The sequence below is a fragment of the Pseudomonas sp. 20-5 genome, from assembly GCF_056782835.1.
This window is the reverse complement of sequence record NZ_CM165584.1, coordinates 42,362-67,600: the sequence shown is the minus strand read 5'-3', so window position 1 is coordinate 67,600 and position 25,239 is coordinate 42,362. Positions and strand designations below refer to the sequence as shown.

The window sequence follows — 25,239 nt, the reverse complement described above, 5'->3', positions numbered from 1 at the left end:
CCGAACCCGCCACGCCCCGCGTCACGCTCAGGCGGAGAGCCCGTACAACCTGAGCCAGCCTTCCAGCGCCAGCGCGGTCTCCAGGTTGTGGCGGCTCACCTGGGTGTTGAAGTACCCCTCCGGATGCTCCAGTTCGGCGGCCAGGAACTCTCGCGAAACGATGCCGAACACCGGGTTCGCCGCGTCCTCCAGCAGACGCCGCACGCTCCCGCGCAGGAAACGCTCGTAGCCGAGGTTGGCAGAAGTCGGATAAGGGCTCTTGCGGCGCTTGAGCACGGCTTCCGGGACATAGTCGGCGCAGGCCCGCTTGAGCAGCCACTTCTCCTCGCCGTCCCGGCTCTTGATCGACCAGGGCACGTTGTAGACGTACTCCACCAGCTCATGGTCGGTGTAGGGCACCCGCACCTCCAGGCCGTTGCACATGCTCAGGCGATCCTTGCGTTCGAGCAGCAGCACCATCCAGCGCTTCAGATGCAGATGGCTGAACTCGCGCATCCGCCGCTCCTCCGGGCTGTCGCCGGCCAGGTGTTCGACCTGGCGCAGCCCATCGTCGTAGCTGGCCTGCTGGTACTGGAGGAGATCGCAGCGGCGGTTGAAACCGGCGTCGATGAAGCCGGCCGGCAGGCGCACCCTGGAGGCCCAGGGGAAGCGCGCCGCAGCCACCGCCTGCGGATCGCGGAACCAGCCGTAGCCACCGAACAGCTCGTCGGCGCCTTCACCGGAGATGGCCACCGTGGAATGCCGGCGGATCTCGCCGAACATCAGGTGCAGCGAGGTATCCATGTCGCCGAAGGTGAAAGGTACGTCCTTGGCCCGGAATACCTCTTCGCGCGCTCGTTCGCAGACCAGTTCGGCATTGTCGATGAGCACGGTGCGATGACGGCTGCCGATGTACTGCGCGGCCAGCAGGGCGAACGGCTGGTCCTGGTCGGGACGCAGGTCGTCGCTGCGGAACTGCTCGGCCTGGCCGACGAAGTCCACCGAGAATGAATTGATGTCGCCGCCGTGCTCCGCCTTCGCGATGCGCTGGGCGATGCCGGTCAGGGCGGTCGAATCGAGCCCACCCGATAGCAGCGAACACACCGGAACGTCGGCGTGCAATTGCGACCCCAGGGCGCGGGTGACCAGTTCGCGGGTGCGCTGCACGGTGCTCTGCAGGTCGTCGGCATGCTCCTGGCGGCGTACCTCCCAATAGCGGCGCAACTTCGCCTGGGAATTGGGACGCCAGGACAGCAGGTGGCCGGGCAGCAGTTCCTGGACCTCGCGGAACGGCGTCTGCGAAGTGCCCCGGGACAGCGTCAGGAGGTCGACCAGGCCGACCGCGTCGAGCCTGGCGGCGAATTCCGGATGCGCCAGGATGGACTTGATCTCCGAGCCGAACAGCAGTCCCTCGCGGTGCCGCGCGTAATACAGCGGCTTGATGCCCAGGCGGTCGCGCACCAGCAGCAGGTGGCCGTCGCGGCCATCGAAGACGGCGAAGGCGAACATCCCGGTCAGGTACTCGCAACAACGCTCGCCCCATTGCAGATAGGCGTGCAGGACCACCTCGGTATCGCTGCGGGTGCGGAACTCATGTCCGGCCCGGCGCAACCGCTCGCGCAGGGCATCGTGGTTGTACACCTCGCCGGTGTAGACGAGGGTGACCTCCTGGCCGGTGGGAAAGCGATAGGACATCGGCTGCACGCCGCCGCTGAGGTCGATGACCGCCAGCCGCCGGTGACCCAGCAGGGCGTTGCGGTGCTTCCAGATGCCCTCGGCATCCGGCCCGCGCAAGGCGAGCGTATCGGTCATGGCGAAGATCGCCGGAAATTCGTCGTCGAGCTTGCGCGTGTAATCCACCCAACCCGCGAGACCGCACATAGGGAAACTCCTCTAATTGATGTTTATCGGGAAACTCATCCAGAGAACATGCTGAAAACATCCGTGCGGCCGGACAGATTTCCGGCGTACGAATGCTTCGCCCAAGGCGGTCGATGTATAAACTTTTCGAGGACCTGAAGATAAGCAGTTTCGGCAGGCCTGCGCCCAAGGAAGGCCAATGATAGAACAGGAAAAAACGTGGCCGAGTTAATTAATATCTATCTAAATCTGGTAGCTGTTTTTAAAAAAACAAAGGAAAAACAATAATCTACAAAATTAATGAAATATCCTGAAACATCATTACGCGGCTCTACAACCAGATATTACAGGGTCGTTCACGGCTATTTCCAAAGACTTAGAAGGCTAATCCAATTAAACTTATAATTGCTTTACGGCAATCATATGAATAGCCAACTAAGCAAATGACTACAACAAACTCAGATCGTACAACTATTGAATATAAGAGTTGTCCATCGACGCTGATTTCGTGGCAACGTTCGACGCGACGATGGACGAGCGGGAAAAGTAGGGCGGCGCGGGGAATGGAGAATTAAAGAAGGCAACTTCGAGCGAGCGATACATCCGGAAGCGGGCCCGCTGCACCGGGCCCGCCAGACGACCTACCTCAAGGGCATTCGCAGGTCGACGGACCGAACACCGGCCCGCTGCACGGGTCCTCGGACGGGCCGAAAACCGGGCACGCGGCCTGGGCGGTAAGAGAGAAGCCACAGAGCAGGAACACAGCCAACAGTACTTTCTTCATTTGCAACCTCCTGGTTGGTAATCGAACGCTCCCTGTCCCTGGTCGAGGGTACAGTCGGTCATCACGGGCACTCGCAGACGGTCGGTCCCAGCACCGGGCCCGCGCAGGGATCTTCCCCCGGCCCGAGCACCGCGCAGTCCGCCTGCGCCGTCAGCGAGAACATCCACAGCAGCAGAGAAGCCGCCAGCATCTTCCTTTTCATCTGACCTCCTTGGTCGAAACAGCGATCAACGATCCGTGTCCTTCTCCGAAAACAAGGGCATTTGCCTGCAGAAGGACCGAACGCCCGTCCGCTCGCGGCGCACCGCAAGACTCGCCGGCGAGCCGCCGGACCCCGGAGAGCAAAGACCAGCCCGAGCGAACGCGCCAGTGCGGTGGATTGCCGCAGCGCCAGCGAAAGTACCGGGGCAGGGGGCTTCGGCACCGGTTCGCCATCAACTTTTCCTATCCCCGGCGGCCACATAAATTCGTTGGACGCACCGCGCCGGCGCCTCCAAGAATGCCGCACGGGTGCGAAGTCCGGCCGTGCACCCACCGACGCCCCACAACAGCAAGAACAACGATCGGTGCATCCATGGCAAAGGACCTGACTTTCCCAGACGCCTCCGCGTCGTCCCGCAACCCTCCCTCCGCGCGCCTCCGTCTACCGGCGACACGCGCCCCCTAGCACCGCCCTCGCGTCCGCCACCGCAGCAACCCGCGACGCACCTTGCGTCGGTCCCGGCCCCCGCCGCCGGCGGGCGCCGCTCGCCCGCGCTCCGCCCGCCGCACCGATCGACCCATGAACCGAACAAGAACAGGAGTCCACCCGATGCGCTACGCCCGTCACGCAAGCCGATACTCCCTCTTCACCCTGGCCGTCTCGGCAGCCCTGCTGCCCGGCGCCGGCTGGGCCGCCAACGGCGACCTCGCCGGCGCCCGCACGCCGCCCAGCGTCGCCTGCTCCTGGAACCGCGAGGCAGCGTTGTCCTACGAGGAGCGCCGGCTCGACACGCCGCTGCCGTTCAGCGGCGCCAACGTCGTCACCCATGACCAGACGCCGCTGGCCGAGCGCATCGTCAAGGGCGCCGGCTTCGACGGCTTCGAACCGGCCTTCGCCAAGCGCCTGTGCGCCGCCGACGGCCGCACCCCGGTCACCAGCTACGCCAAGGCACTGAAGCTGGTCACCGAAGAGGGCCGCGCGCTGTGGCGCGCCGCCGTCGACCGGGCCCAGGGTCGCCGCGCCATTCCCGCCGGCGCGCTGCCGGCCAGCGATGACCGCATGCTCTACTGGACGCGCCTCTACATGACCCGCACCCTGCGCCAGTGGGCGCCATCCTTCCACCTCGGCAAGGCCCAGGCCCAGGCGCTGCAATGGCGCTTCGAACGCGCCTCGCGCGGACAGCTGGACATCGACCTGCCGCGCCGCTACGCCGCCGACGGCTCGCGCTACCGGCGGATGATCATCAGCGGCTTCGACGTCTTCACCCTGGGCACTCCCGGGACGGCGAACACCGGCCTGCGCAACGGCAACCCCTCGGGCGCCACCGCCCTTGCGCTGGACGGCCGCGAGTTCAGGCTGGCCGACGGCAGCCTGCTGCGTATCGAGGCCTACCTGTTGCCGGTCAGCTACGACCCGTTCAACCGCGGCATGCAGGAAGACACCCTGGGCCCCTGGTTCCGCCCAGGCCCGCGCCGGGTCGACGCCTCCATCACCATCAGCCAGGGCGGCGCCAACCAGTTCTGGCTGGAGGCCTGGAACGGCCGCTTCCACGGCTCCTCCGCCGGCAACGACGGCATCGTCTACTGCCCCGCCGACAGCGCTTTGCCCAACTACGTGCTTCCCCTGGGCAGCGTGACCAATCCCGGCACCGCGCCGATTTCCCTGCGGGGCTCCGGCTGCAATATCAACCCGCCGCGCCGCTGGCTCGGCTACGACAGCGCCAGCCGCTGGCGGCAGAACCTGCCGGCACAGTTCTCCAAGGCCTCGCTGCCGGTCCGCCAGTTGCTCGCCGCCGATACCTGGCGCGGCATCGAGCGGCCGCCGGGCGCTACCAGCCAGGCCGCGGAAGGCTTCGACGTCACCTGGCACACCAACTACGACTTCTTCCCCGATTGCGCCAACCCGCGCACCGAAAACGTGCCGACCAACGGGGTGATGAACGCCATGCCCGATCCCTCCCTGGTGCTCCCGCCGAACCGACGGATCTGCGCGCGCAACGGCGGTGGCGGCGACTACCTGTCCAACGAGAGCGCCTACCGCAACACGGTGCTGCGCGACGCGTTCCGCCTGGAGATTCCCGCCGGGCACATCCATGTCCCGGTGATGAACAACTACTACACCGGCGTACCGGCGAGCGGCGGCGGCGCGCGCAACGACAACGCCATCAGCGACGCCCGCTACGAGGCCTACCGCAGCGCCATCGTGGCGCAGACCCGGGCGCTGCTGGTGGGCGTCGGCAACGCCCTGGCGCAGGGGGCGCAAGCGGACTAGTCCTCGCCAGGCGCAAGGCCCTCGCGTCCTATCGCTTCGCCGCGGAGCCAAACTGCCGCCGACGCAGGCCAACGGGACGGTAGCCCGTCGCTTCAGCCTCTACTGAATCGAAAAAGGCGGCACGCGGGGAAACCTCGGACTCACGACCCGGAGCTTTCCCAGGCCCGCGCCGGAACGGTAGGGCAGAGTCGAAGAGTGCGAACGCCGATGATGGAGACAACCGCCATCGCCCGCATCACCGGGGCGGTGGCAAGGATTTCCCCTGACTTGGAGAGTTTTCCATGAGCTTCGCGCAGAATCTCCTACGCCTACGCCAGCAGAACGCCCTGACCCAACGGCAGATGGCCGAGCGACTGGGCGTCACCGTGAGCCAGTTGCGGCACTTCGAAACCAAGGGCGGGCACCCGTCGCTGGTGGTGCTGCAAACCATCGCCGGACGTTTCGCGGTGCCCCTCGACTGGCTGGTCTGCGAGCGCAGCGAGCGGCAGGCGCTACCGGAAGACCTGCGCCTGCAGTTCGAGGCCATCGGCCGCCTGCGGCTGGACGAGCGGCGCGCCATCCGGGCGTTGCTCGACGACCTGATCCGCCAGTACATGGCCAAGCGCAACGCAGCGGCCAAGCCCCTCCCGGCGGCTTGCACCGAGGCCACGGAGACGTCCCCGTAGCCCCGGCGCACGGCTCAGTCGCTGCCGTACCTCGGCGAGCGCGGGCCGTACAACAGTCCGCCCGGCTGGCCGGCCGAGAGCAGGCGCGCGCTGGTCATCCCGGCGATCGGATAACCGGCGTCCTCCACCGAACTGTTGATGATCTGCTTGACCGCCGCGGTGATCAGCATGCCCACCAGGCCGCCGTTGTTGCCGCCGTTGCCTTCCTCGCTGGAGGCGGTCGCCGAGCCGGTCCACAGGGTGGTGCCGGATCGCAGGTCGACCAGCTTGGCGCTGGCGGTGACGATGGTCGCGCTGCTGATCACCATGTAGCGCGTGCCGTAGTCGCTCACCGTGACGTACAGCGCCGCGTCGGCGCCATAGATCTCGCGCAGCTTGGCCGGGGACACCTGGTGCACGTCGCCGGCGCTGGTCAGGCCGTTCTGGCGGAAGGTCTCGTCGGCCAGCGCCACCGGCACCACGTAGTAGCCGGCCTCGGCCAGCGGGAAGGTGACCTGCGAGAGCATGCTGTAGGTCGCCTTCACGTCGGGCGACTCGTTCAGCGGCGGCAGGACCAGGATCGAGCGCGGCTTGGCCTGCTTGAACGCCGAGTAGTCGACGCTCTTGGTCGGCGCGCAGCCGCCGAGCAGGGCCAGCAGGGTGAAACCGGCCACCAGGCCGGACAGTCGGGCGAGTTTCAACGGGCACCTCCACGGGCGTTGTTCAGGAGGAAGTCCATGTAGGTCGCCGACTCGGGAAACAGCGCCTTCTCGGTCTCGAACTCGCGGACCATCTGGTCGTCCTTGCCGATGCTGGAATAGAGCAGCCCCAGCTGGGCGTGGTAGCCCGGCGGCACCGCGCCGTTCTTCGCCCGGATCTTCTCGAGGTCGGCTTCCAGCGCCTGCGCCTGGGCCTCCTTGGATTCACCCTTGAAGTATTCGTGGACCTGGGCCTGGTAGCCCTCCCACTGGTACAGCGTCTTCGGTCCGCTGCACCCGGCCAGCGCCATGCTCCCCAGCAGCGCCGCCGTCCATGTGATCGTCTTGCTCATGTGTGCCGTGATTCCCTGGTTTCTGGTGGATTATTGGTTCTGTGGCTTCCAGGCCCCGCTATCGACCGCGTTGACCAACTTGTTCACCGCCTCGCGCATGGCCAGGTCGAGAACCTTGCCGTTGAGGGTCGAGTCGTAGCTGGCGGTGCCGCCGAAGCCGATCACCTCGCGGTTGGACAGGGCGTACTCGCCAGCGCCCTGGGTCGAATAGACGACCTCCGAGGTAGAGATGTTGACGATGTTCAGCGCCACCTTGGCGTAGGCGATCTGCGACTTGCCGCGGCCGAGGATGCCAAACAGCTGGCGGTCGCCGACTTCCTTGCGGCCGAACTCGGTGACGTCGCCGGTCACCACGTAGTCGGCACCCTTCAGGCGCTGGGCCTGGCCCTTGATCGCCGCTTCCTGCTGGATCTCGCTCATGTTGTCGCGGTCCAGCACGTTGAAGCGATTGGTCTGCTGCAGGTGGGTGATGAGAATGGTCTTGGCCTGGCCGCCGAGGCGGTCGACGCCATCGGAAAAGATCCCGCGCATGTAGCTGGAGCGGTTGTCGAACTTGCCTACCGCAATCGGCGAACGCACGCCGCTGTAGGGTCGGTTGACGCTCTCGACCTGCTGTACCGGCAACGCGGTGGAGGTCTCGGTGGCGCAGCCCGCCAGGCCGGCCAGGGTGGCGACGGCGAGGAGCGGCAGTAGTGCTTTCTTGGCGCTGTGACTCATGGGGTTCTCCTGGAAAAAAACGCTATCGACGCGGAGCGGCTTCTAGCCGCCCCGTGTGCGGAAAAGAGGGCGTAGTGAAAATCGAGGAAGGCCAGGCGGCACGGCGGCGCGCCAAGGCAAGGGGCGAAATGGGGTGGCCACGATTTCTTTCCTTGAAATACGAATGCGTCGATCAACCGGCGCTCCCGGCCGGCCTTGGAAATCCGAAACAATCGTGCGGGAAGCGATGCACGAACCGTATGAGCCATCAATAGGCCATCTCGGTGGGCGGCAAAGTTACCACAGTTATTCCGTTCGTTTCGTTATGCAGGAAGCATACTCGGAGAATTCTGACTGCGTCTCGTTCGCAGGATCGAGGTGGGACGCCGGGCACCGGTGTCCGCCACCCACCGGTGGCAGCCAGGCAGGTATCCTTGCCGCCCATTGCGCCCGACGCTGTACGGCGCAAATGAAAACGGACACCCCTTGGGAGTGTCCGTCTCTGCCGTCGACCGGTCAGGCCAGGTCGAGGCCGCGCATTCTCAGGCGCAGGTCCTGTTCCTGGGGCTTGCCTGAACGATCCGTCCCGGTTGCCAGGTCCAGGGCATCGAGCAGTCCCTCGCCGTGGCCGCTCCGTTCCCCCAGCGTGGCCTCTTCGAGCACCCGACGGGTCACACCCTGCCCATCCTTGGCGCTGAGAAGCACGCGCATGTCGGTCCCCTTGTCGTAGAGGATCTCCTGCTCATCGCCCTCGATCGATATCTCGCTGACATCGATCCCGGATCTGCCGAACAGGGTGGTTATCGTGCCCTGGCCCGCGAAGCTCCTGGCAACGCCGGGGTCCCGGGAGGTGGAGAGATAGCCGGCGTCGTGGCCGACCTGGCCCTCTTTCACCGCCTCGAAGGCATCCCTGCCCTGGGTGCCGCGGAAGGTCTTCACGACCTGTTCAGCCAGTCCGCTCTTTTCGAACGCGGCAGACATGCCCCGGTCGATCAACGCCTGGCCCGCATCCAGCTCCCGTCCCTGACGCAGGGAACGATTCAGGTGCTGGTACTCGCCGTTGGTATAGAGACCGAGCGCCATCACCTCGGCATCGCTGTACGGCCCGTCCGGGTGTTCGCCGAGGTACTGCTCCGCCTCCAGCCCGAAGTGCTCCACCAGGCCATCCGCCAGCGCCTTGTCGACAGGCTCGCCCTTTACCTCGCTCTCTACCGCGTGGCGCAACAGGGCGACCTTGTCCATTACCGCATGCAGTTGGACGGCGATTTCGCGCAGTTGCTCCGGGCTTGCGCTGAGTACATGCTGGCTGGCGGCACCGCCCGCGGTCCCCCACTGTTGCAGCGCGATCCCCCCAACGCTCTGTTCGAGCAGGCGGGCAGCCTGGGTACGGGAAGCCTCGATCCGGCTGCCATCGCGAATCCCGACCAGGGCGGTGGCCAGCGAGCGCAGAGCGCCGTCGCCGCTGGCCAGGCGCGTGTGATCCTTCGCCAGTCTCTCCGCTGTCAAAGTCGCCAGCTCGCTCGCCTTGCCAAGTCCGCCCAAGGTCAGGGGCAGTGCCTTTTGCAGCATCATCTGCTTGATCTCGGCGGCAGAGAGACTGGCGGCAGGCGGCGCGTCCTGACGGGAGAGCGGCGCCTGGGTGGCGGCGTGGGCACGGCTCCCCAGCAGTTTGCCCAGCCACTCGATGATCGCCACGAAGGGACGCGCGAGGGCAGCCCCCAGGCGGGAGAGCAGGCCCTCGCCCTTCGGTGCTTCCTGGCGCTGGGCCAGTTGTTGCGCCTCCCGGGGAGTGGCCACCTGGCGGGCCTCGACCTGTCCCAGGCGCCCGGCCACGGCCTGGCTCAACTCAGCCACGAAAGACGGGTTCTGCTGAGATGATTGAATATGCATGATGATTGACGTCTCCTGATGTTTCCCCGCCAGTCTAGGAACGAGGCGCCCCTCCGCCTATCAGGATTGGCCGTGGTTTTTTTACTGTTGGCGGCCGTCGGAGCACGCGGAAAGAGAACCGTCAGCGGCCGAAAAACAGCGGACTTTCCCTACGCCAGCTCCCGTGCGCCTACACCGGGGCGGAGAACCCGATGGGATATTGGCGGCAGCGCCGGCCTCATGGCGGACGGCGTACCACCGCGCAGGCACCTCGGGGTCGTCTGCTGCTATGGTGCGCACAGGCACGTCGCCATCCTCTCTCCCGGCGAATGGAATCGAGCATGACGCTTTCCCTGGATCTGTTGTTGAGCCTGTGCACGGCCCTGGCCATCGGCCTTCTGATCGGCGCCGAGCGCGGCTGGCAGGAGCGCGACCACGAAGATGCGCGGCAGATCGCCGGAATCCGCACCTTCAGCCTGGCCGGCCTGCTCGGCGGCTTCGCCACCCTGCTCGCTGGCGAACTGGGCAGCGCAGTCTGGGTAGCCTTGCTGCTGGCCCTCGCGGCGCTGGCCGTGGCCGGCTACGTGAGCGATGTCAGGCGTGGCGGCGACCAGGGCATGACCACCGAGATCGCCCTGCTGATGACCTTCCTCCTCGGCAGCCTCGCCCTCACCGAACAGCGCCTGCTGGCTGCCGCCGGCGGCATCGTGCTGACCCTGCTGCTGAGCCTCAAGGACAAGCTCCACGCCCTGCTGAAGCGCCTGACCGCCGAGGAGCTATCGGGCACCCTCAAGCTGCTGTTCATTTCCGTGGTCCTGCTGCCGGTGCTGCCCAACCAGGGCTATGGTCCCTGGGCGTTCTTCAATCCCTACCTGACCTGGTGGATGGTGGTGCTGATCGCCGCCCTCGGTTTCTCCGCCTACCTGGCCATCCGCCTGATCGGCTCGCGCAAGGGCCTGTTGCTGACCGCGGTGCTCGGCGGCCTGGTGTCCTCCACGGTGATGACCCTGACCCTGGCGCGCCTGCGCGAGCGCATGCCCGACGCCCTGTTGGCGTGCGCCCTGCTGGCGACCTCGGCGCTGATGTTCCCGCGCATCCTCGTCGAGATCGGCGCGATCCACCCGGCCTTGCTGAAGGAACTGGCCCTGCCATTCGCCGCCACCACCCTCGTCTACCTTGGCGGCACGCTGTTCCACGCCCTGCGCGGCGGCCGCGCCAGCCAGGAGGCGCCCGACGAGCCAGGCCTGCGCAACCCCTTCGAACTGCTCCCGGCCCTGCGCTTCGCCGCCCTGCTGAGCGCGATCCTGCTGTTGGTGGAGGTCGGCCGGCGGCTGTTCGGCGATGCCGGCATCTACGCGGTCGCGCTGCTCTCCGGCCTCGCCGACGTCGACGCGATCACCCTGTCCCTGGCCCGCGCGGCGCAGGGCGAACTCGATCCAGGCGTGGCCAGCCGCGGCATCGCCCTTGCCGCCCTGAGCAACAGCCTGGTCAAGGCCGGCCTGATCGTGCTGGTGGGCGGCAAGCGGCTGGCCCTGCAAACGCTACCCTTCAGCCTGGCGGGGCTGCTGGTAGGAGCGCTGCTGATCCTGCTGTGAGGCGCCGGGGAAACCTCGGAGCGCCGCTGGACGAACGCGACGACAACCGCCTGGCGCCCCGCATCAACCTGCGCGGCTACTGGCTGCAACGGCCGGGTTTCAAGGCCAAGGACCGGACCAGGACCCGGGTGAGGCAGGGCGGCCTGGCGATCACGGCGGAGCGAGGGGAGGGGACTCCTCCGCGCTGGACTGAGGCGTCTCTGCGACGTCGGAGACAAGGCGGTGGCTGGCTGAGCCAATCGCCCTTTGCGGCGTGAAGGGCGCCCGGAACTAGCGGCACTCACCCCGCGCGGTCGCATCGACCACCCTGCCCGAGGCGTCGGCAAAGAACTCGTAGATGCAGGTGTAATAGCCGCTCTGGTTGGCCGTGCCGGTCTTCTGGTTCAGGACCGAGCTGTTGGGCGTATTGCCATGGCCCTGCTCGTAGTAGGTGTAGTCGTAGTCGTGGCTATAGTTCTCGTACTCCTTCCACACGTACTTCTGCCTGGCGGCATCCCCCGTCACACGTTCCGGCTCGCCGAAGCGCTTGATCACATCCTGGATCGGCAAGCCGATCCAGGACTGCGCATCGCTACGCGCGCGACTGCCATAGGCCTCCATGACGCACCCCGACACGCTGATCACAAGGGCCGCCAGGGCGGTGAGTCTCAGAGCCAGTACCGGCATATGTGCTTCTCCTTCCATGGCGGCCTGCCTACGCGGCATCCCGCTCCCTTTGCGCGGGTCGGTGTGCTGCGAATGGTAGGGGGCCGGGGCCCGCCCGTTCAACGGGAGACGGCGGTTTCCGGTGTACTAGTACATTGGGGCGCTGTGGAACGGGGCAGTAGAAAGGAGGGCCGGCAAGCCGCCAGGAGCAGATGGATATGGGTGGTCATTCGGCAAAATGCATGGAGCTTGTTATCGAAGGCATCCTCGAGGTTTTGAGGATCGGAGAGGTAGCGTTGGTAGTCCTCGTCCTCGGCGAATACCACTTGCCGATTGTGTCCCCGCTGGACCACGTGAAGCGGATAATTCGGTAAAACCACTCGCCCTTGCCTAGGCATCGCGGAGCCTCCTTACAGCGTCTGCGCTGGAGCCTCCTTGCTTAGAAAATTAGAGTAGGGAAAATAAATCTGTCACTTTATTTTCTGATTAACATTCTTGATTGAGCCCGCAGTTTGATCGGCTCCACCTGTCGCTTTTGCACCAACTCGTCTACCTTGAACGGGTCAAACAATATATTTTTCCCTAAAGCCCTCGCCTTAAGCATTATATCCACCATCGATTCAACTGTTTCGGAAATTAGCGGATTTATGCTTGCAACAGAACATAGCTCACCTACAAGAGAGTCAATCTGCGCCCCAGAGAACATATCGTAATCATCGAAGCTTAAGCTGGAAAGAATTGGATATTGCTCGACATCCAGACGAAAGAAAAAATTTGCCACATCCAAAGGAATCTCAACTTTATCAAGACAACCGTCTCGCCCGATGGAGGCTAAATATCTATCCCATATCATCAAATAATACATGATTAGAAAGTCTTCCCAGGAAATGTGTTTACCAAATTACCCTTTGAATCGGTAATCACCGTCATGAAATTAGTAGGCTGCCCCCCAGCTTTGGCATCAATTCCAATAGGCCGACCCATATCAACTGTTCGTATAAAATTACCAGAAGTTGGTGATTGGTACGCAGGCGTCTTGACAACCTGTGGACTCTGCAGAACAACCTTCAATTCATTCTTAAATGTTAAATGAAAAAAGGGGACTGAAAAAAGGGGACAGATTTATTTTTCCTGCTCTAATCTCGGCCGCCCTTGCCCACGCCGCTCTATTCTCACCCCGGCTACCCGCTCGATCTCGTCCACGAACCGTTGATTGCCCGTCAGTTGTCCACGCTGAACCGCCTCGCGAATCAGCCTCAATTCCTCGGCCGGTATCGCCTCTTTCATGAACGTTACGTATCGCCGATATCGCTCTTCGGCCGTCTGACCTAGCTCAATGAAGCAGGGATCCATATCCAACCAGTTTGGCTCCTTCAACCAATCCGCCCGCAGCCCATAACTTGACCAGGGATAGGCCGCCACATCGTCCACCATCCGCGCCCGAACAGGGTTCAGTTCGATGTACCGGCAACACGCCAGCAGGTAGGCATCGCTCTGTACGACACTCGATTTATAGCGACTTTCCCACAACGTTCCGGAACGGCCCTCCAAGCGATTCCGATATCGTGTCGTGCGCGCCGCCAGCGTTTTCATCAGTTGCGCCAAGCCAGACAGCGAATCACCAGGCGCCAAGAGCAGATGGACATGGTTGGTCATCAGGCAAAATGCGTAGACCTTGATACCAAAGGCATCCTTGAGGTCCCGTAGATCGGAGAGGTAACGCTGGTAGTCCTCGTCCTCGGCGAATACCACTTGCCGATTGTGTCCCCGCTGGACCACGTGAAGCGGATAATTCGGTAAAACCACTCGCCCTTGCCTAGGCATCGCGGAGCCTCCTTACGGCGTCTACGAGAAAAAAGGGGACAGATTTATTTTCCCTGCTCTAATCTCGGCCGCCCTTGCCCACGCCGCTCTATTCTCACCCCGGCTACCCGCTCGATCTCGTCCACGAACCGTTGATTGCCCGTCAGTTGTCCACGCTGAACCGCCTCGCGAATCAGCTTCAATTCCTCGGCCGGTATCGCCTCTTTCATGAACGTTACGTATCGCCGATATCGCTCTTCGGCCGTCTGACCTAGCTCAATGAAGCAGGGATCCATATCCAACCAGCTTGGCTCCTTCAACCAATCCGCCCGCAGCCCATAACTTGACCAGGGATAGGCCGCCACATCGTCCACCATCCGCGCCCGAACAGGGTTCAGCTCGATGTACCGGCAACACGCCAGCAGGTAGGCATCGCTCTGTACGACACTCGATTTATAGCGACTTTCCCACAACGTTCCGGAGCGGCCCTCCAAGCGATTCCGATATCGTGTCGTGCGCGCCGCCAGCGTTTTCATCAGTTGCGCCAAGCCAGACAGCGAATCACCAGGCGCCAAGAGCAGATGGACATGGTTGGTCATCAGGCAAAATGCGTAGACCTTGATACCAAAGGCATCCTTGAGGTCCCGTAGATCGGAGAGGTAACGCTGGTAGTCCTCGTCCTCGGCGAATACCACTTGCCGATTGTGTTCCCGCTGGACCACGTAAAGCGGATAGTTCAGTAAAACCACTCGCCTCTGCCTAGGCATCGCGGAGCCTCCTTACGGCGTCTGCGCTGGAGCCTCCCTGCTTAGAAAATTAGAGTAGGGAAAATAAATCTGTCCCCTTTATGCTGTTTATGGTCCCCTGTTTTAAACTACTCGCCCTTAATTAAGCATCACGGATGCCTCCTTTGCTCAAAAAACTAGAGTCAGAAAAATAAATCATCCCATTATAGCCACTCTCTTTATTTAAGCATTACAGTGAATCTTCATTCTCTAAAGCTTGGGGCAAAAAAGCTTCCGCTCTACCATATATTTCATAGAATTCTTCAGAGCTTAGGGATAAATTATCAGCTCTAGAATAAAAAACAAACTCAATCTTTCTTTCTTGATTCACTGATATCTCCATAAAAGGCTCTCTCTCCCCCTCCCTATATACACAAAGATATGGATAATCACTATTAATATCTCCAACTTTTTCAAAAACCAAATTTAGCTTCATTTTTGCACCCCTCTAAATCCAATAAATTTACCATCCCCACCCCAACTAGCAGCCCGACCGTCTGGTAATGTATAAGTTATCCAGCCTCCCGGATATCTTCCCCCGGCGCCACTACTCTTCACTCCACTCTGGAGTATTTCATTTATTGCCTTTCCAGCAAGCTCATTAATCTGAGAGTCTGTCCGGTACATCTTCCGTAGTTCCTGTGTTGAACTGAATCCAAAGTACTCAGGATGCTTAGTAACGGCCCTGCCAGCATTTGTAATTGACTGCCCACCTTTATAAGGTTCTTGAGATGAAGCTAAAAGTCGAGCAGTCTCATTTGAAGGTGTTTTTATTGGATGCGTATAAGGCATCCCCGCCTCAGCATCCGCCAACGCCCCAATGGTAGGCAGATTAGCCTTTCCTGGGGCCACCTCTCCTTTGGGCAACTCTCCCGCCTTCAGCGCATTCATGAGCGCCTTGGCCGATACCTTGCCAGCGGCACCGCCCATTGCCGGAACGCCGATTCCGAACGGATTGAACCCCGTCTGGTCCAGGTATGCACCGACTTCCTTCTGCCACTGTGGATTGCCGTTCCACCAGAGGTTGGCGGTCTGCTCCAGGTGCAACTGACCAGCCGTCGTCCAGTCGACGACGTTTCGGCCCATCAGGAAACCGTAGGCTATATCGCTGTCACTTCCTCCCGGATTAGCTGTTTCCTGCCGGGCCACCAGCTCGTTGAGAGCCGTAGACCCCGCATCGATCTCCGCACGAATCTCCGCGCAATTACCCGCAGCCACGCAGCCATTCAACCTCCGCCGGTTCTCGTCGCTACGCGCCTTGAACTCTTCCTCTACCTGACGGCAATTTCCCTGGGACTTGCATTTCTGCAAGGCGTTATCCAGATCGGCCACATCCTGATGGTTGAGGAAGTTGTATTGCGTCGAGTTCTTCGCTACCCAAGCAGCGCTTTCCAGAGCTTTGCCTGTCACATCAGGATCGCGTACCGCCGCAGCCAGAACACCAACCAATTGCGACCCCATAGTGACCATGGCTTCACGGTTCTCAGGGCTCAAGCTCTTGAAGGCCTGGTCTAGCTTGGCCACCAGCGCTTCATTGGCGCCAGCCGCCGCGGCGCCCGTGGCGAAATCGCCACCGCTGACCTGCGCCGCCAGGCCACCCATCAGGGCGTGCATGGTCACCATCGAAGGATCGCCTGGCTTCAGGCTGTATTCCTGGCCGATATCGCCGACGAAGTTGAAACCTGCCGCCGCGAAACTGTTGTAGAGCGCGCTCTTCAGCGCCTCGTTCAGGCTCCCGCCCTGGCCCAAGGCCTGGCTCAGTACAGTGGATGTAGCGTTCTGCATCGCCTGATTGGCAGCGAAGCGACCAACACCAGATAGGCTGCTGAGGTCTACCGTGACCTTTCCAGTAAGCGGATCAGTCTTGGTCTGAAGAATCCCGTCGAAGTACTCAGCCGTCAGCCCCCCGGTCAGGCTCGCAATAGCAATCTGCTTCAGACTGTCACTACTGAAGCTGTCTTTCAGCACCTTCCCGAGATCGCCCTTGTTGTTGATCAGGCTGACCGCTGCCGTGCCCGACAGGCTTCCTGCCGCACCAACTCCTGCGCCCATGGCGAAGCTACTGGCACCCACTCCTGCACCACTGAGCGCTCCCGCTGCCGCCATGCCACCGATGGCTGCCGCCGCGATGGCGACAGCGATCTGCGTCGCCGGCCCCATGCCCGAGTTACTGTACTTCCAGCTATCGTGCACCTCCTGCACCATGCGCCAGTCCACATCCCCGCGCTGCTCGGCCTCCTTCAGCCACGCCAGTTGCGGATCCGCCTGCACCATCGCGTCGATGGTCTGGCTCACGGTCTTCTGGTCGATATGCTTGAGGTCGATCTTCAGCCCTTCCACGGCCTTGATCGCCAGATTCCCCTGGGCCACGATCTGGCTCTGGCGCACGGTTTCGTCGGTCTGGCCCTTGCCCTTCGACGACTGCCACGCCAGGTCGCCCTTGCTCTTCTCATGGCTCTCCTGGTGCAGGTCCTTCACCGCGTCGAAGGTCACCGCGCCGCCGCTGACGATGGCCAGGTCGTTGCCCGATTCCAGCTTCGCGCCCTGGTAGGTCTGGTCGCCGCCGCTGAGCAGGGTGAGGTCGCCGCCGCTGCTGATCTGGCTGCCCACCGCCTTGACGTCGGTGACTTCGTCGCGCCGGGTTTCCTTGCGGCCGAAGTCGCCTTTCTTCTTCTTGTCGTACAGGTAGTAGTTGCTGTCGTTGGCGGCCAGCAGTTCCAGCTTGTCGCCGGCCACCAGGTAGGCCTCGTCGCCGGCGCTGGCCTGGCTCGCGATCAGGCGCAGGTCCTGTCCGGCATTGATCGCCAGGTCGCCGCCGGCGTCCACGCGGGTGCCTTGCTGGGCAACCTTGTCTTCCTGGTAGGTGACCTTCCTGGTCTTGCTGTAGGCATGCTCCTCGTTCGCCGCCGCCGCCAGGGTCACGTCGCGCCCGGCGGAGAGGGCGATGTCGCGGCGCGCTTCGAGGGCGCTGGCCACTGCGCTGAGGTCGCGCCCGGCGCTGACGTTCAGGTCCCGCCCGGCACTGACTTCGGCGCCGAGCTGGGTCACGCTCTGTAGCCGCGACGTGTTCCAGCGGGTCTGGCCCTGGCGGTCCTCGACGGCGGCGACGGTGACGTCGCGTCCGGCGTCGAGGCTGAGGTCGCCGCGGCTCTGCAGCACCCCGCCGAGGTTGGCGATGTCGCGTCCGGCCTGGACGTTCAGGCTGTTCGCCGCCTCCACCCGCGCGGCGCTGTCGGCGAAGCTGCGCTCCCAGGTGCGGCCGTCGAGCGCGCTGTCGTAGCGGGTCACGCTGCGTTCGTTGATCACGTCGCCGGTCAGCGCGGTGAGGCTCACGTCACGCCCGGCGATGACCCCGCCCTGGCGGTTGCGGATCGAGTCGCCGGCGAGCAGGTCGAGGCGCTTGCCGGCCTCGATCAGGCCGCTGTTGTCGAGGTTGTCGGCCGTCGCCGAGAGGTCGTTCCGCGCGCGCAGGGTACCGACGTTATGCAGGTCGCCGCCGCTCACCAGCTTCACGTCGCGGCCCTGGATCAGCGCACCGTTGGGTGCCAGCCGACCCTCCGCCTGGGCCAGGTAGACCACTGGCGCGAGGACCTTCTCGCCGTTCACCTCGACCTCTTCCAACCACACGATGTCGTGGGTCAGCGCCGCCATCTGCTCCGCGCTCAAACCCACGCCCAGTTGCAGCTGGAGCTTGTCCTTGTAAGCGATGGCGTTGTCCATCAGGTAGCGGAACAGCGCCTCGTCGCTGCTCAGCCCGTCGATGTAGCGCTGGCCGGTGCGCGCCACCACCGCGTCGCGGATCAGCCGCTGCTCGTAGAGACCGTCGCCGAGACGCTTCTTGCTATCGTCCGGGTTCATGCCCAGGCCGCTGAGCAGGTAGTCCGAGTTGAGGAACTGCTTCAGTTCGGTGAGCGCCGGGTTGGTCTCGATCAGGTACTTGTGGCTGGCGCTCGGCGTGGCGTTGCCGGGCACGCCCTGGACCCGGGCGACGCCCGGCAGGCTACCGCCGAGCGTGCTGCCGCCCTGACCCTGGACGTTGGCCGCGCCAGCCAGGCCGTCGACTCGCACGCCCTGGCCCTGCCAGGTACCGGCGACGTTGCCGGCGCCCTGCTGGCCGACCGAGACGCCGCTGCCGCCCTGGGTGCGGTCGGCGCCGGCACCGAGCGCGGCGCTGCCATTGCCGTCCTCGGCGAAGCGCGAGCTGAGACGGAACAGGCCGTTGTCGCCCTGGGGCAGGCTGAAGCCGGGCAGGGTGACCGGGTTGACCTGGCGCCGCGCCAGGTCGGGCGGCAGTTGCGAGGTCAGCGGCACGACCACCGAAACCCCGCTGCCGCCCACCGCGCTGTCGCCCACCTGGCGGCCGCTGCCGACGAAGGTGTAGCCGGGGCGGGTGACGCCGTTGTCGATGCGCGTGCTGGCATTGACCGTGACGTCGCCGGCGGCCTGGATCACCGCTGCGTAGGACTGGTCGCCACTGCTGATCGGGGTCGGCCCCTTGCTCGGGAATTCGTACTCGAAGGACCAGTCGCTGAGGATCGCGTTGAGCGCGGCGGGGATCTCGCCCGCGCGCGCCGGGTCGAAATTGGCGCTCTGGTACCAGTAGAGGTTGGTGAAGTTGCGCGACTTCTGATCGATGCCGCCGATATCGCCGCCGCGAGCGGTACGCAGCACGCGGATGGTTTCCAGCTCGCCGGTTTCCAGGCCCTGGTTGTCGAGGACTTCGAGGTTGGCGGTGAGGTTGCCGCCGCTGCCGATCAGGCTGGAAAGGTTGTTCAGGGTGCCGCCGTCGATGGCGAAGTCGCCTCCGGCCAGCAGTTGCCCCATGGCGCTGCTGGCGGTGACCTCGGTCTTGTCGCGCTGGGTGATGGTCCAGATGGCGTTGCGCTTGCCGCTGCAGTCGCCCGCGTTGACGCCTTCGATGCAGGCGGTCTGCTCCATCTTCGCGGTGTACAGGCCCGACTTGCTTTCCAGCACGGCGCGACGGTTCTCGATCAGGCTGGCACGCAGGCTGAAGTCCTTGCCGCTCTCGATCACCCCGGAAAGGTTGCGCAGGCTGGCGGCACGGTTGCCGGCATCGTCGCGGGCGATATCCAGCCTGCCGAGGCTGTACACATCCCCGTAGAGGTTGGTGATGTCGCCGGCGCGCAGGGTCATGTCGGCGCCACTGAACAGCAACCCGCGCTCGTTGAGCAGGGCGGGCGCGTTCAATCGCAGGTTGCCGCCGCCGCCCAGGGTGCCGTAGTTGTTCAGGCTCGCGGCGCTGGCCACGAGGTCGCCGGCGGCGGTGATCCGCCCACGGTTGACCAGCAGGTTGCCGGCGCCGAGCGTGACATTGGCGCCGCCGGCGAGGCTGGCGGCGTTGCCGAGGTCGAGGCTGGCGGCGTTCAGGGCGAAGTCGCCGAGGCTGGTGGCGCGGCCGTTGCCACGGTAGCCGCCGCTCAGCTCGAGTCGCAAGCTGCCGTCGCTGGCCAGCAGGCCGTCGTTGCTCCAGTCGCCGCCGCGGCCAGTGAAGGACTGCACCGCCAGCAGCTTGCCCTCGGCCGTCTGGCGGAAGGTGCCGATGTCCAGGTTCAGGCGTCCGGCTTGCAGCACGCTGCTGTTGGTCCATTCGCTGGCGCGGATGTCCAGCAGGCCATTGGTGGTCAGTTCGCCGCCGGCGCGGATCACCTGCCCGGAATCCAGGCCGAAGGTGCCGTTGCCGGTGTGGAGGATGCGCCCGCCGGCGTTGGCCAGGCTGCCCAGTTGCAGGTCGAGGTCCTGGTTGGCGCTTTCCAGCACGCCGTAGGCGTTGTTCAGGCCGCCAGCGACCAGCCGCGTGCTGCCGCTGCGGCCGAGGGCGCGCAGGCTGCCGCCGCTGTTGTCGATCGCGGCGGCGCGCAGGTGCAGCTCGCTTTCGCTTTCCAACTGGCCGAAGCGGTTGGCCAGCGCGCCGGCCAGGCTGAAGTCGATGCGCCCGGCGCCGACCTTGCCGCCCTGACCCGCCGCCGCGCCCTGGTTGAGGAAGCGCTGGCCGTCGAGGCTGAGCAGGCCGCTGGCGTAGAGGCCGCCGCCCTGGTTGTCGAAGTCGGCGGTGACGATGCGGTTGTCGCCGCCCAGCGCCGAGAGATGGCCCTGCTGGTTGCGCACGCCTTGCCCGGCGCGGATTTCCAGCGACTGCGCCTGGGTGACGCCGGCGCTGTTGTCGAACAGCCCGGTGACCAGCTTCAGCCAACCCTTGGCGCTGTTGAGCACGCCGCCGGCGCCGTTGTCGAGGCTGCCGCTCTGCAGGTCGAGGTTACCGGCCCGGCTGTCCAGGCGGCCGCCCTGGTTGTCCAGCGCGCCGCCGATACGCAGCCGGTTGTCGCCCTGGGCCTGGAGCGTGCCCTGGCGGTTGTCCAGGCTGCCGGCCTGCACCTCGAGGGCGCCGGCCTGGCTGAAGATCAGGCCGTCCTGCTGGTTGCGCAGGGCGCCGCCGCCCAGGCGCAGGCTCATGCCGGCCTGGCTGGCGAGGGTGCCGGAGGCGCTGTTGTCGAGGCTACCGGCGCTGATCTCCAGCAGCCCCTGGCTGACCAGCTTGCCGCCGCGGTTGTCGACGCTGGCGCTGCGCAGCAGCAGGTCGCCGCCGCTGGCCAGGCGCGCCGCGCCGGCGTTGACCAGGGCGCCGCCGAGGATGGCGTCGAGCCGGCCCTGGCTGATCAACTGGCCGTCGCTGTTATCCAGGCTGGCGCCCTTGAGCAGCAGGCTGCCGCCGTTGATCCGGCCGCCGGCGTTGTTCAGCAGCGTATCGTCGCGCTCGAAGCTCAGCGCGCGCTGCGCCGAGACCAGGCCGCCCTGGCCGTTGTCCAGCTTCCCGGCGATGCTCAGGGTCACGTCGCTTTCGCCGGAGACGATGCCCTGGGCGTTATCCAGGCTGGCGGCGTCGATCCGTTGCGCGCCCTTGCTGACCAGGGCGCCCTGGCCGTGGTTGTCCAGCGCGCCGCCGAGGCTGATGGCCAGCTCGCCGTCCTTGCTCGAAAGGGTGCCGCCGGCGCTGTTGTCCAGGCTCCCGCCTGTCACCGTCAGGCCCTGCCATCCGGAGAGCAGGCCGGCGCCGGCGTTGCCCAGCGCGTCGGCGTCCAGGCGCAGTTTCCCGGCGCTGATGATGCGCCCCTGCTGGCCGTTGTCGATGCGCCTGGCCAGCAGCTCGAAGCCCTGCTGGCTGGAAATCTCGCCGCCCTGGCGGTTGTCGAGGACGTTCAGCCGCTCGATGCTCAGCGGGCCGCGGGCACTGATCAGGCCGCCCTGGTTATCCAGGTCGCCACCCCGCAGGTCGAGACTGACGCCGCGCTCGCCGACCAGCCGGCCCTGGCGTTGCACCAGGCGCTCGACCGTCAGGCGCAGGTCGCCCCGGGCGGAGATTTCGCCGCCGTCGGCGGAATCGACGCGCCCTGCCGTCAGTTCCAGTTCGCCGTCGCTGGTGAGCAGGCCGCCACGGTTGTCCAGGTTGGCGGCGCTCAGGCGCAGCGACTGCTTGCCACTGAGGGCGCCGCCACGGTTGTCGAGGTCGGCGCTGCTGACGTCCAGCACGCCCTGGCTGATCAGTTGGCCACCCTCGGCGTTGTCCAGCGCGCCAGTGACGACGGTCAGGCCGGCGTCGCCAGAGAGCAGGCCCTTGCCGCTGTTGTCCAGCGAGGCGCTGGCGAGCGTCAGGCGGGCGCCGGAGACGGTGCCTTCGGCGTGGTTGTCCAGCGCGCCGTCGACGCGCAGGTCGATGCCGGCGCGGCTGGCCAGGGTGCCCTTGGCGCTGTTGTCCAGGCGAGCGGCCGCGATGTCCAGGCCGGCGGTGCCGGAGATCACCCCGCCCAGGCTGTTGTCCAGGGCCTGGGCGATGCGCAGGGTCAGGCTGGCGGCGCCGATCAGGCGCCCGCCACGGTTGTCCAGGCTGGCGGCGGCGAGGGTGAAGGCGCGGTCGCTGGAGATTTCCCCGCCGGCGCCGTTGTCCACCGCGCCGAGCTGGCGCAGCAGCAGCGCGCCGGGCGTGGCGATCAGGCCGCCGTCGCGGTTGACCAGCGTGCCGCCATTGAGGTCGAGGGTGACGCCGGTTTCGCTGACCAGGACGCCGCCTCCGCGCTGGTCGAGGCCTTTCAGGTTGGCGTCGAGCAGGCCCTTGGCGCTGACCCGGCCCTGCTGGCCGTTGTCCAGCCGGGCGGCCACCAGGGTGATGCCGGCGTTGCTGCCGATGCCGCCGTTGCGGCTGTTGTCCAGCACGCCGGTGCGGATATCCACCGCGCCCTTGGCGCTGATCACGCCGGAACGGCTGTTGTCGAGGCTGGCGCCCTTCAGCGTCACGCCGGCATCGCTGAGCAGCCTGCCGCCCTGGTTGTCCAGCGCGGCCTGGCTGGTCAGCGCCAGCGCACCGGCGCTGGAGAAGGTCCCGCCACGGTTGTCCAGGCGCGCGGCGCGCGCCGTCAGGCTGCCTTCGCTGACCAGCGCGCCGCCCTGGTTGTCCAGCACGCCGCCGAGGCTCAGGCTCAGGCTGTTCTGGCTGTCGAGCCGCCCGCCGTCGCCGTTGAACAGTTCGCTGCCGTCCAGGCTCAGGCCGTCGCGCCCGGCCAGCACCCCCTTGGCCTGGTTCAGCAGGCGCTGCACGGTGAGGCGCAGGCCGCTGTCGCCGATGACCTTGCCGCCGCGGTTGTCCAGTTGCTCGCGGGCGTTCACGGCGACCTTCGAGGTGCTGGAAATCTCGCCGGCGCGGTTGTCGACCTGCCGCGCCTCGATAGCGATGCCGCCATTCGCGGCGATCAGCCCGGACTGGCTGTTGTCGAGCGTGTCGGCGCGAAGGTCCAGGCTCCCCTGGCTGACCAGTTCGCCGCCTTGCTGGAGCAGCGTACCGACCGCCGCCTCCAGCACGCCTCTGGCGGCGATACGCCCTCCGGCGTTGCCGACGGCGTTCGCTGCGAGGTCCAGGCGGCCATCGCTGAGCAGCTTGCCACCCTGGTCGTTGCGCAGGCTGGCGACCTCCACGCGCACGCCAGCCTTGCCGCTGGCGCTGCCGCCGTCGCGGTTGTCGAAGGCGCCTCCCGTGGCGCTCAGGCCGGCGTCGGCCACCAGCACGCCGCCACGGTTGTCCAGGCTGGCGCCGTGGACGTTCAACTCGCTGCGGCTCGACAGCAGGCCGCCAGCGCGGTTGTCCAGTTGCCCCACCGTCACGCGCTGCGCGCCCTGGCTGAGCAGGTTGCCTTCATCGCGGTTGTCCAGCAGGCCGCCGAGGCTGACCTCCAGGCCGCCCCGGCTGCTCAGCGTGCCCTTGCCGCTGTTGTCCAGGCTGCGCGCCCGCAGGTCGAGGCGGTTGGCTGCGGAGAACAAGCCGAGGCGGTTGTCGATGGCACCGCTGGCGACCACCAGCAGGTCGTCGCCGATCAGCTTGCCGCCGCGATTGTCGAGGCTACCGACGCGAGCCTCGACGCGCTTGCCGGAGACTTCGCCGTCCCCCCGGTTGACCAGCGCCTGGGCGCTGACGCGGGTGGACTGCTGGCTGCCGAGCAGGCCTTGCTGGCCGTTGTCGAGCGTCGCCGCGCCGACCTCCAGATCGTTCAGGCCGATCACCTGGCCGCCACGGTTGTCGAGATCGCCACGGGTCTTGACCACGGCGCGGTCCCGGCTCTGCAACAGGCCGTCCTGGCGGTTGTCCAGGCTGCTCGCCTCGACCCGCAGTTCGCCCTCGGCGAGCAGCTTGCCGCCACGGTTGTCCAGGTGTCCGCCGTCGACCCGGACGGTCGCCCCCTTCAGGCTGCCGCCCTGGTTGTCCAGCGCCTGGCTCGCCTTCGCTTCCAGCGCGCGGCTGGCCACCAGGCTGCCGGCGTTGCGCAGGGTGCCGCTGCGCAGCTCGAGGTCGCCGCGGGCGTTGCGCCGCTCGTCTGGCTCGACGCCGGCTTCGATCACCCCGGCGTTGTCGATATGCGCCGCCTCCAGCACGATGCGTTCGCGCGCCGCCAGGCTCTGCCGGTTGACCAGTTCCTCCGCGCTGCGGATCTCGGCGCTGCCGCCGGCGTAGGTCTTGCCATTCAGCTCCACGGCCTGGGCCGCGATCTTCAGGTCGCCCTGGCTGGAGGCCTGGGCCAGGCTCAGCTTGCCGCTGGCGTCGATGCGGATGTCGCCGCCGCTGGCGGCCATGTCGCCGGCCAGCCGCACCCCCACGCCCTGCTCGGTGCCGACCAGGCGGATCGCCCCGGCGTACATCCCGCCCAGCGCCGAGCTGTCGATCGCCAGCTGCGGCTTCTCGCTGCCATCGGCGGCGCGCGGCGTGGCCTGCAGGCTGTCGGCCTGGACGTCGTTGCGGCCGGTGACGATGTTGAGGTTCTTCGCGTAGAGCTTGGCGTTGAGCTTGGCGCTGCGGGTGATCAGGTCGAACTGTTCGAGGTTGCCGACGTTCAGTTCAGCGCCTTCGACGACGATGTCGCCGCCGTCCACCTGGAAGCGCTCCAGGCGCTGGCCGTCCATGATCGGCTTGCCGGTGGTGAGGGTCGCGCGCGGCGTGTTGATGAAGCCGCAGCCCTGGCAGGTGATGCCGTGCGGGTTGGCGACGATCACCCGCGCCGACTGCCCGGCCACCTCGGTGTAGCCGGCCAGGGTGCTGCGGTTGCCGCCGGTGACCTGGTTGAGGATCACCTGCGCCGCCTGGCCCTTGAGGTTGGGGTTGCCGAGGATGATCCCGCCGAGCTGGGTACCCTGGGTCTTGCCGGTGGCGTTGTTGAGGATCAGCCCGTTGGCGCCGACGTTGTAGTCGCGGAAATGGTTGTTCGACAGCCCGGCGCCGTTGGGCGTGGCGATATTGACGATGGGCACGCCGTTGCCCGCCTGGCCCAGGCCGGTGTTGCCGCCGGCGGCCTTGTCCAGCGCCAGCCCCGCCGCCGCGGCGACGATCGGGTTGAGGAACAGGATGCCGGCCAGGGACAGGGCGATGCACTGGTTCAGCGGGCTGCGGATGTCCATATCGTTACTCCTTGGCGGGTAGGGGCCCGGCGAGGTTAAGCAAGGTTTTCCAAGGAAAGGGCCTCGATGCAGGTAGGCGCTTTCCTAAAGCGTTCAGGAGGTCGC

The 25,239-nt window shown here is 65.5% G+C and carries 16 protein-coding genes and 1 pseudogene; 3 read left to right on the top strand and 14 right to left on the bottom strand.

Going from position 1 to position 25,239, the window contains the following annotated elements:
- Nucleotides 1-27: 27 nt before the first annotated feature.
- The 3 genes from asnB to AC1RB9_RS00280 form a co-directional block, all read right to left on the bottom strand.
- Nucleotides 28-1,860 carry an asparagine synthase (glutamine-hydrolyzing) gene (gene asnB / locus AC1RB9_RS00290; protein WP_003111526.1) on the bottom strand — a complete coding sequence of 611 codons (1,833 nt, stop codon included), beginning with the start codon at nucleotides 1,858-1,860 and terminating at the stop codon, nucleotides 28-30.
- 625 nt (nucleotides 1,861-2,485) lie between these two features.
- Nucleotides 2,486-2,623: a PA0050 family protein gene (locus AC1RB9_RS00285; RefSeq protein ID WP_003083584.1), complete on the bottom strand. Its 138-nt coding sequence runs from the start codon at nucleotides 2,621-2,623 to the stop codon at nucleotides 2,486-2,488.
- Between the two features lie 61 nt (nucleotides 2,624-2,684).
- Nucleotides 2,685-2,825: a PA0050 family protein gene (locus AC1RB9_RS00280; RefSeq protein ID WP_003083582.1), complete on the bottom strand. Its 141-nt coding sequence runs from the start codon at nucleotides 2,823-2,825 to the stop codon at nucleotides 2,685-2,687.
- Nucleotides 2,826-3,434: 609 nt separating this feature from the next.
- Between AC1RB9_RS00280 and AC1RB9_RS00275 the strand changes: the two genes are divergently transcribed.
- Together AC1RB9_RS00275 and AC1RB9_RS00270 are read left to right on the top strand one after the other, a co-directional pair.
- A complete protein-coding gene (locus tag AC1RB9_RS00275) occupies nucleotides 3,435-5,096 on the top strand; it encodes a hypothetical protein (RefSeq protein ID WP_003458490.1) in 1,662 nt (553 codons plus the stop codon).
- A gap of 281 nt (nucleotides 5,097-5,377) precedes the next feature.
- Entirely contained in the window at nucleotides 5,378-5,761 is a 384-nt protein-coding gene (locus AC1RB9_RS00270; protein ID WP_003118492.1) for a helix-turn-helix domain-containing protein, read from the top strand.
- A 14-nt stretch (nucleotides 5,762-5,775) separates the two neighbouring features.
- Here the strand turns inward: AC1RB9_RS00270 and AC1RB9_RS00265 are convergent, their stop codons facing one another.
- The 4 genes from AC1RB9_RS00265 to exoT all read right to left on the bottom strand — a co-directional run bounded on the left by AC1RB9_RS00265 (nucleotide 5,776) and on the right by exoT (nucleotide 9,377).
- Nucleotides 5,776-6,441, bottom strand: a complete 666-nt coding sequence (locus AC1RB9_RS00265; protein WP_003083573.1) for a DUF799 domain-containing protein — start codon at nucleotides 6,439-6,441, stop codon at nucleotides 5,776-5,778.
- The gene (locus tag AC1RB9_RS00260) at nucleotides 6,438-6,791 is read right to left on the bottom strand and encodes a DUF4810 domain-containing protein (RefSeq protein WP_003083569.1); all 354 of its coding nucleotides are present in this window, start codon (nucleotides 6,789-6,791) and stop codon (nucleotides 6,438-6,440) included. Before AC1RB9_RS00260 ends, AC1RB9_RS00265 begins: the two co-directional genes overlap by 4 nt.
- A gap of 30 nt (nucleotides 6,792-6,821) precedes the next feature.
- Nucleotides 6,822-7,508 (bottom strand): CsgG/HfaB family protein, encoded by a 687-nt coding sequence (locus AC1RB9_RS00255; protein ID WP_003111706.1) that lies wholly within the window; start codon nucleotides 7,506-7,508, stop codon nucleotides 6,822-6,824.
- 495 nt (nucleotides 7,509-8,003) lie between these two features.
- A complete protein-coding gene (gene exoT / locus AC1RB9_RS00250) occupies nucleotides 8,004-9,377 on the bottom strand; it encodes a T3SS effector bifunctional cytotoxin exoenzyme T (RefSeq protein ID WP_003162612.1) in 1,374 nt (457 codons plus the stop codon).
- 191 nt (nucleotides 9,378-9,568) lie between these two features.
- Here exoT and AC1RB9_RS00245 point away from each other — a divergent pair, with 191 nt between their 5' ends.
- Nucleotides 9,569-10,951 (top strand): MgtC/SapB family protein, encoded by a 1,383-nt coding sequence (locus tag AC1RB9_RS00245; RefSeq protein WP_079274759.1) that lies wholly within the window; start codon nucleotides 9,569-9,571, stop codon nucleotides 10,949-10,951.
- Nucleotides 10,952-11,221: 270 nt separating this feature from the next.
- Here the strand turns inward: AC1RB9_RS00245 and AC1RB9_RS00240 are convergent, their stop codons facing one another.
- The 7 genes and pseudogenes from AC1RB9_RS00240 to tpsA2 form a co-directional block, all read right to left on the bottom strand.
- Nucleotides 11,222-11,617 carry a hypothetical protein gene (locus tag AC1RB9_RS00240; RefSeq protein ID WP_003114584.1) on the bottom strand — a complete coding sequence of 132 codons (396 nt, stop codon included), beginning with the start codon at nucleotides 11,615-11,617 and terminating at the stop codon, nucleotides 11,222-11,224.
- Between the two features lie 179 nt (nucleotides 11,618-11,796).
- Nucleotides 11,797-11,994, bottom strand: a pseudogene (locus AC1RB9_RS00235) (transposase); the annotation flags it as partial.
- A gap of 77 nt (nucleotides 11,995-12,071) precedes the next feature.
- A complete protein-coding gene (locus AC1RB9_RS00230) occupies nucleotides 12,072-12,461 on the bottom strand; it encodes a hypothetical protein (RefSeq protein WP_003458482.1) in 390 nt (129 codons plus the stop codon).
- A gap of 257 nt (nucleotides 12,462-12,718) precedes the next feature.
- The gene (locus AC1RB9_RS00225) at nucleotides 12,719-13,420 is read right to left on the bottom strand and encodes a transposase (RefSeq protein ID WP_003115819.1); all 702 of its coding nucleotides are present in this window, start codon (nucleotides 13,418-13,420) and stop codon (nucleotides 12,719-12,721) included.
- Between the two features lie 44 nt (nucleotides 13,421-13,464).
- Nucleotides 13,465-14,166, bottom strand: coding sequence for a transposase (locus AC1RB9_RS00220; protein ID WP_003458478.1), 702 nt, complete (start codon nucleotides 14,164-14,166; stop codon nucleotides 13,465-13,467).
- Between the two features lie 208 nt (nucleotides 14,167-14,374).
- Entirely contained in the window at nucleotides 14,375-14,620 is a 246-nt protein-coding gene (locus AC1RB9_RS00215) for a hypothetical protein (RefSeq protein WP_124033869.1), read from the bottom strand.
- Entirely contained in the window at nucleotides 14,617-25,134 is a 10,518-nt protein-coding gene (gene tpsA2, locus AC1RB9_RS00210) for a two-partner secretion system putative hemagglutinin TpsA2 (protein WP_464714092.1), read from the bottom strand. Before tpsA2 ends, AC1RB9_RS00215 begins: the two co-directional genes overlap by 4 nt.
- Nucleotides 25,135-25,239 lie beyond the last annotated feature (105 nt).

What these genes read in the sequence shown, in the direction of transcription:
- AC1RB9_RS00280 (WP_003083582.1), bottom strand. Translation starts at nt 2,825, where the DNA reads ATGAAAAGGAAGATGCTGGCGGCTTCTCTGCTGCTGTGGATGTTCTCG.
- AC1RB9_RS00285 (WP_003083584.1), bottom strand. Translation starts at nt 2,623, where the DNA reads ATGAAGAAAGTACTGTTGGCTGTGTTCCTGCTCTGTGGCTTCTCTCTT.
- AC1RB9_RS00225 (WP_003115819.1), bottom strand. Translation starts at nt 13,420, where the DNA reads ATGCCTAGGCAAGGGCGAGTGGTTTTACCGAATTATCCGCTTCACGTG.
- AC1RB9_RS00245 (WP_079274759.1), top strand. Translation starts at nt 9,569, where the DNA reads ATGGGATATTGGCGGCAGCGCCGGCCTCATGGCGGACGGCGTACCACC.
- AC1RB9_RS00270 (WP_003118492.1), top strand. Translation starts at nt 5,378, where the DNA reads ATGAGCTTCGCGCAGAATCTCCTACGCCTACGCCAGCAGAACGCCCTG.
- AC1RB9_RS00230 (WP_003458482.1), bottom strand. Translation starts at nt 12,461, where the DNA reads ATGTATTATTTGATGATATGGGATAGATATTTAGCCTCCATCGGGCGA.
- AC1RB9_RS00260 (WP_003083569.1), bottom strand. Translation starts at nt 6,791, where the DNA reads ATGAGCAAGACGATCACATGGACGGCGGCGCTGCTGGGGAGCATGGCG.
- AC1RB9_RS00275 (WP_003458490.1), top strand. Translation starts at nt 3,435, where the DNA reads ATGCGCTACGCCCGTCACGCAAGCCGATACTCCCTCTTCACCCTGGCC.
- asnB (WP_003111526.1), bottom strand. Translation starts at nt 1,860, where the DNA reads ATGTGCGGTCTCGCGGGTTGGGTGGATTACACGCGCAAGCTCGACGAC.
- exoT (WP_003162612.1), bottom strand. Translation starts at nt 9,377, where the DNA reads ATGCATATTCAATCATCTCAGCAGAACCCGTCTTTCGTGGCTGAGTTG.
- AC1RB9_RS00255 (WP_003111706.1), bottom strand. Translation starts at nt 7,508, where the DNA reads ATGAGTCACAGCGCCAAGAAAGCACTACTGCCGCTCCTCGCCGTCGCC.
- AC1RB9_RS00220 (WP_003458478.1), bottom strand. Translation starts at nt 14,166, where the DNA reads ATGCCTAGGCAGAGGCGAGTGGTTTTACTGAACTATCCGCTTTACGTG.
- tpsA2 (WP_464714092.1), bottom strand. Translation starts at nt 25,134, where the DNA reads ATGGACATCCGCAGCCCGCTGAACCAGTGCATCGCCCTGTCCCTGGCC.
- AC1RB9_RS00240 (WP_003114584.1), bottom strand. Translation starts at nt 11,617, where the DNA reads ATGCCGGTACTGGCTCTGAGACTCACCGCCCTGGCGGCCCTTGTGATC.
- AC1RB9_RS00215 (WP_124033869.1), bottom strand. Translation starts at nt 14,620, where the DNA reads ATGAAGCTAAATTTGGTTTTTGAAAAAGTTGGAGATATTAATAGTGAT.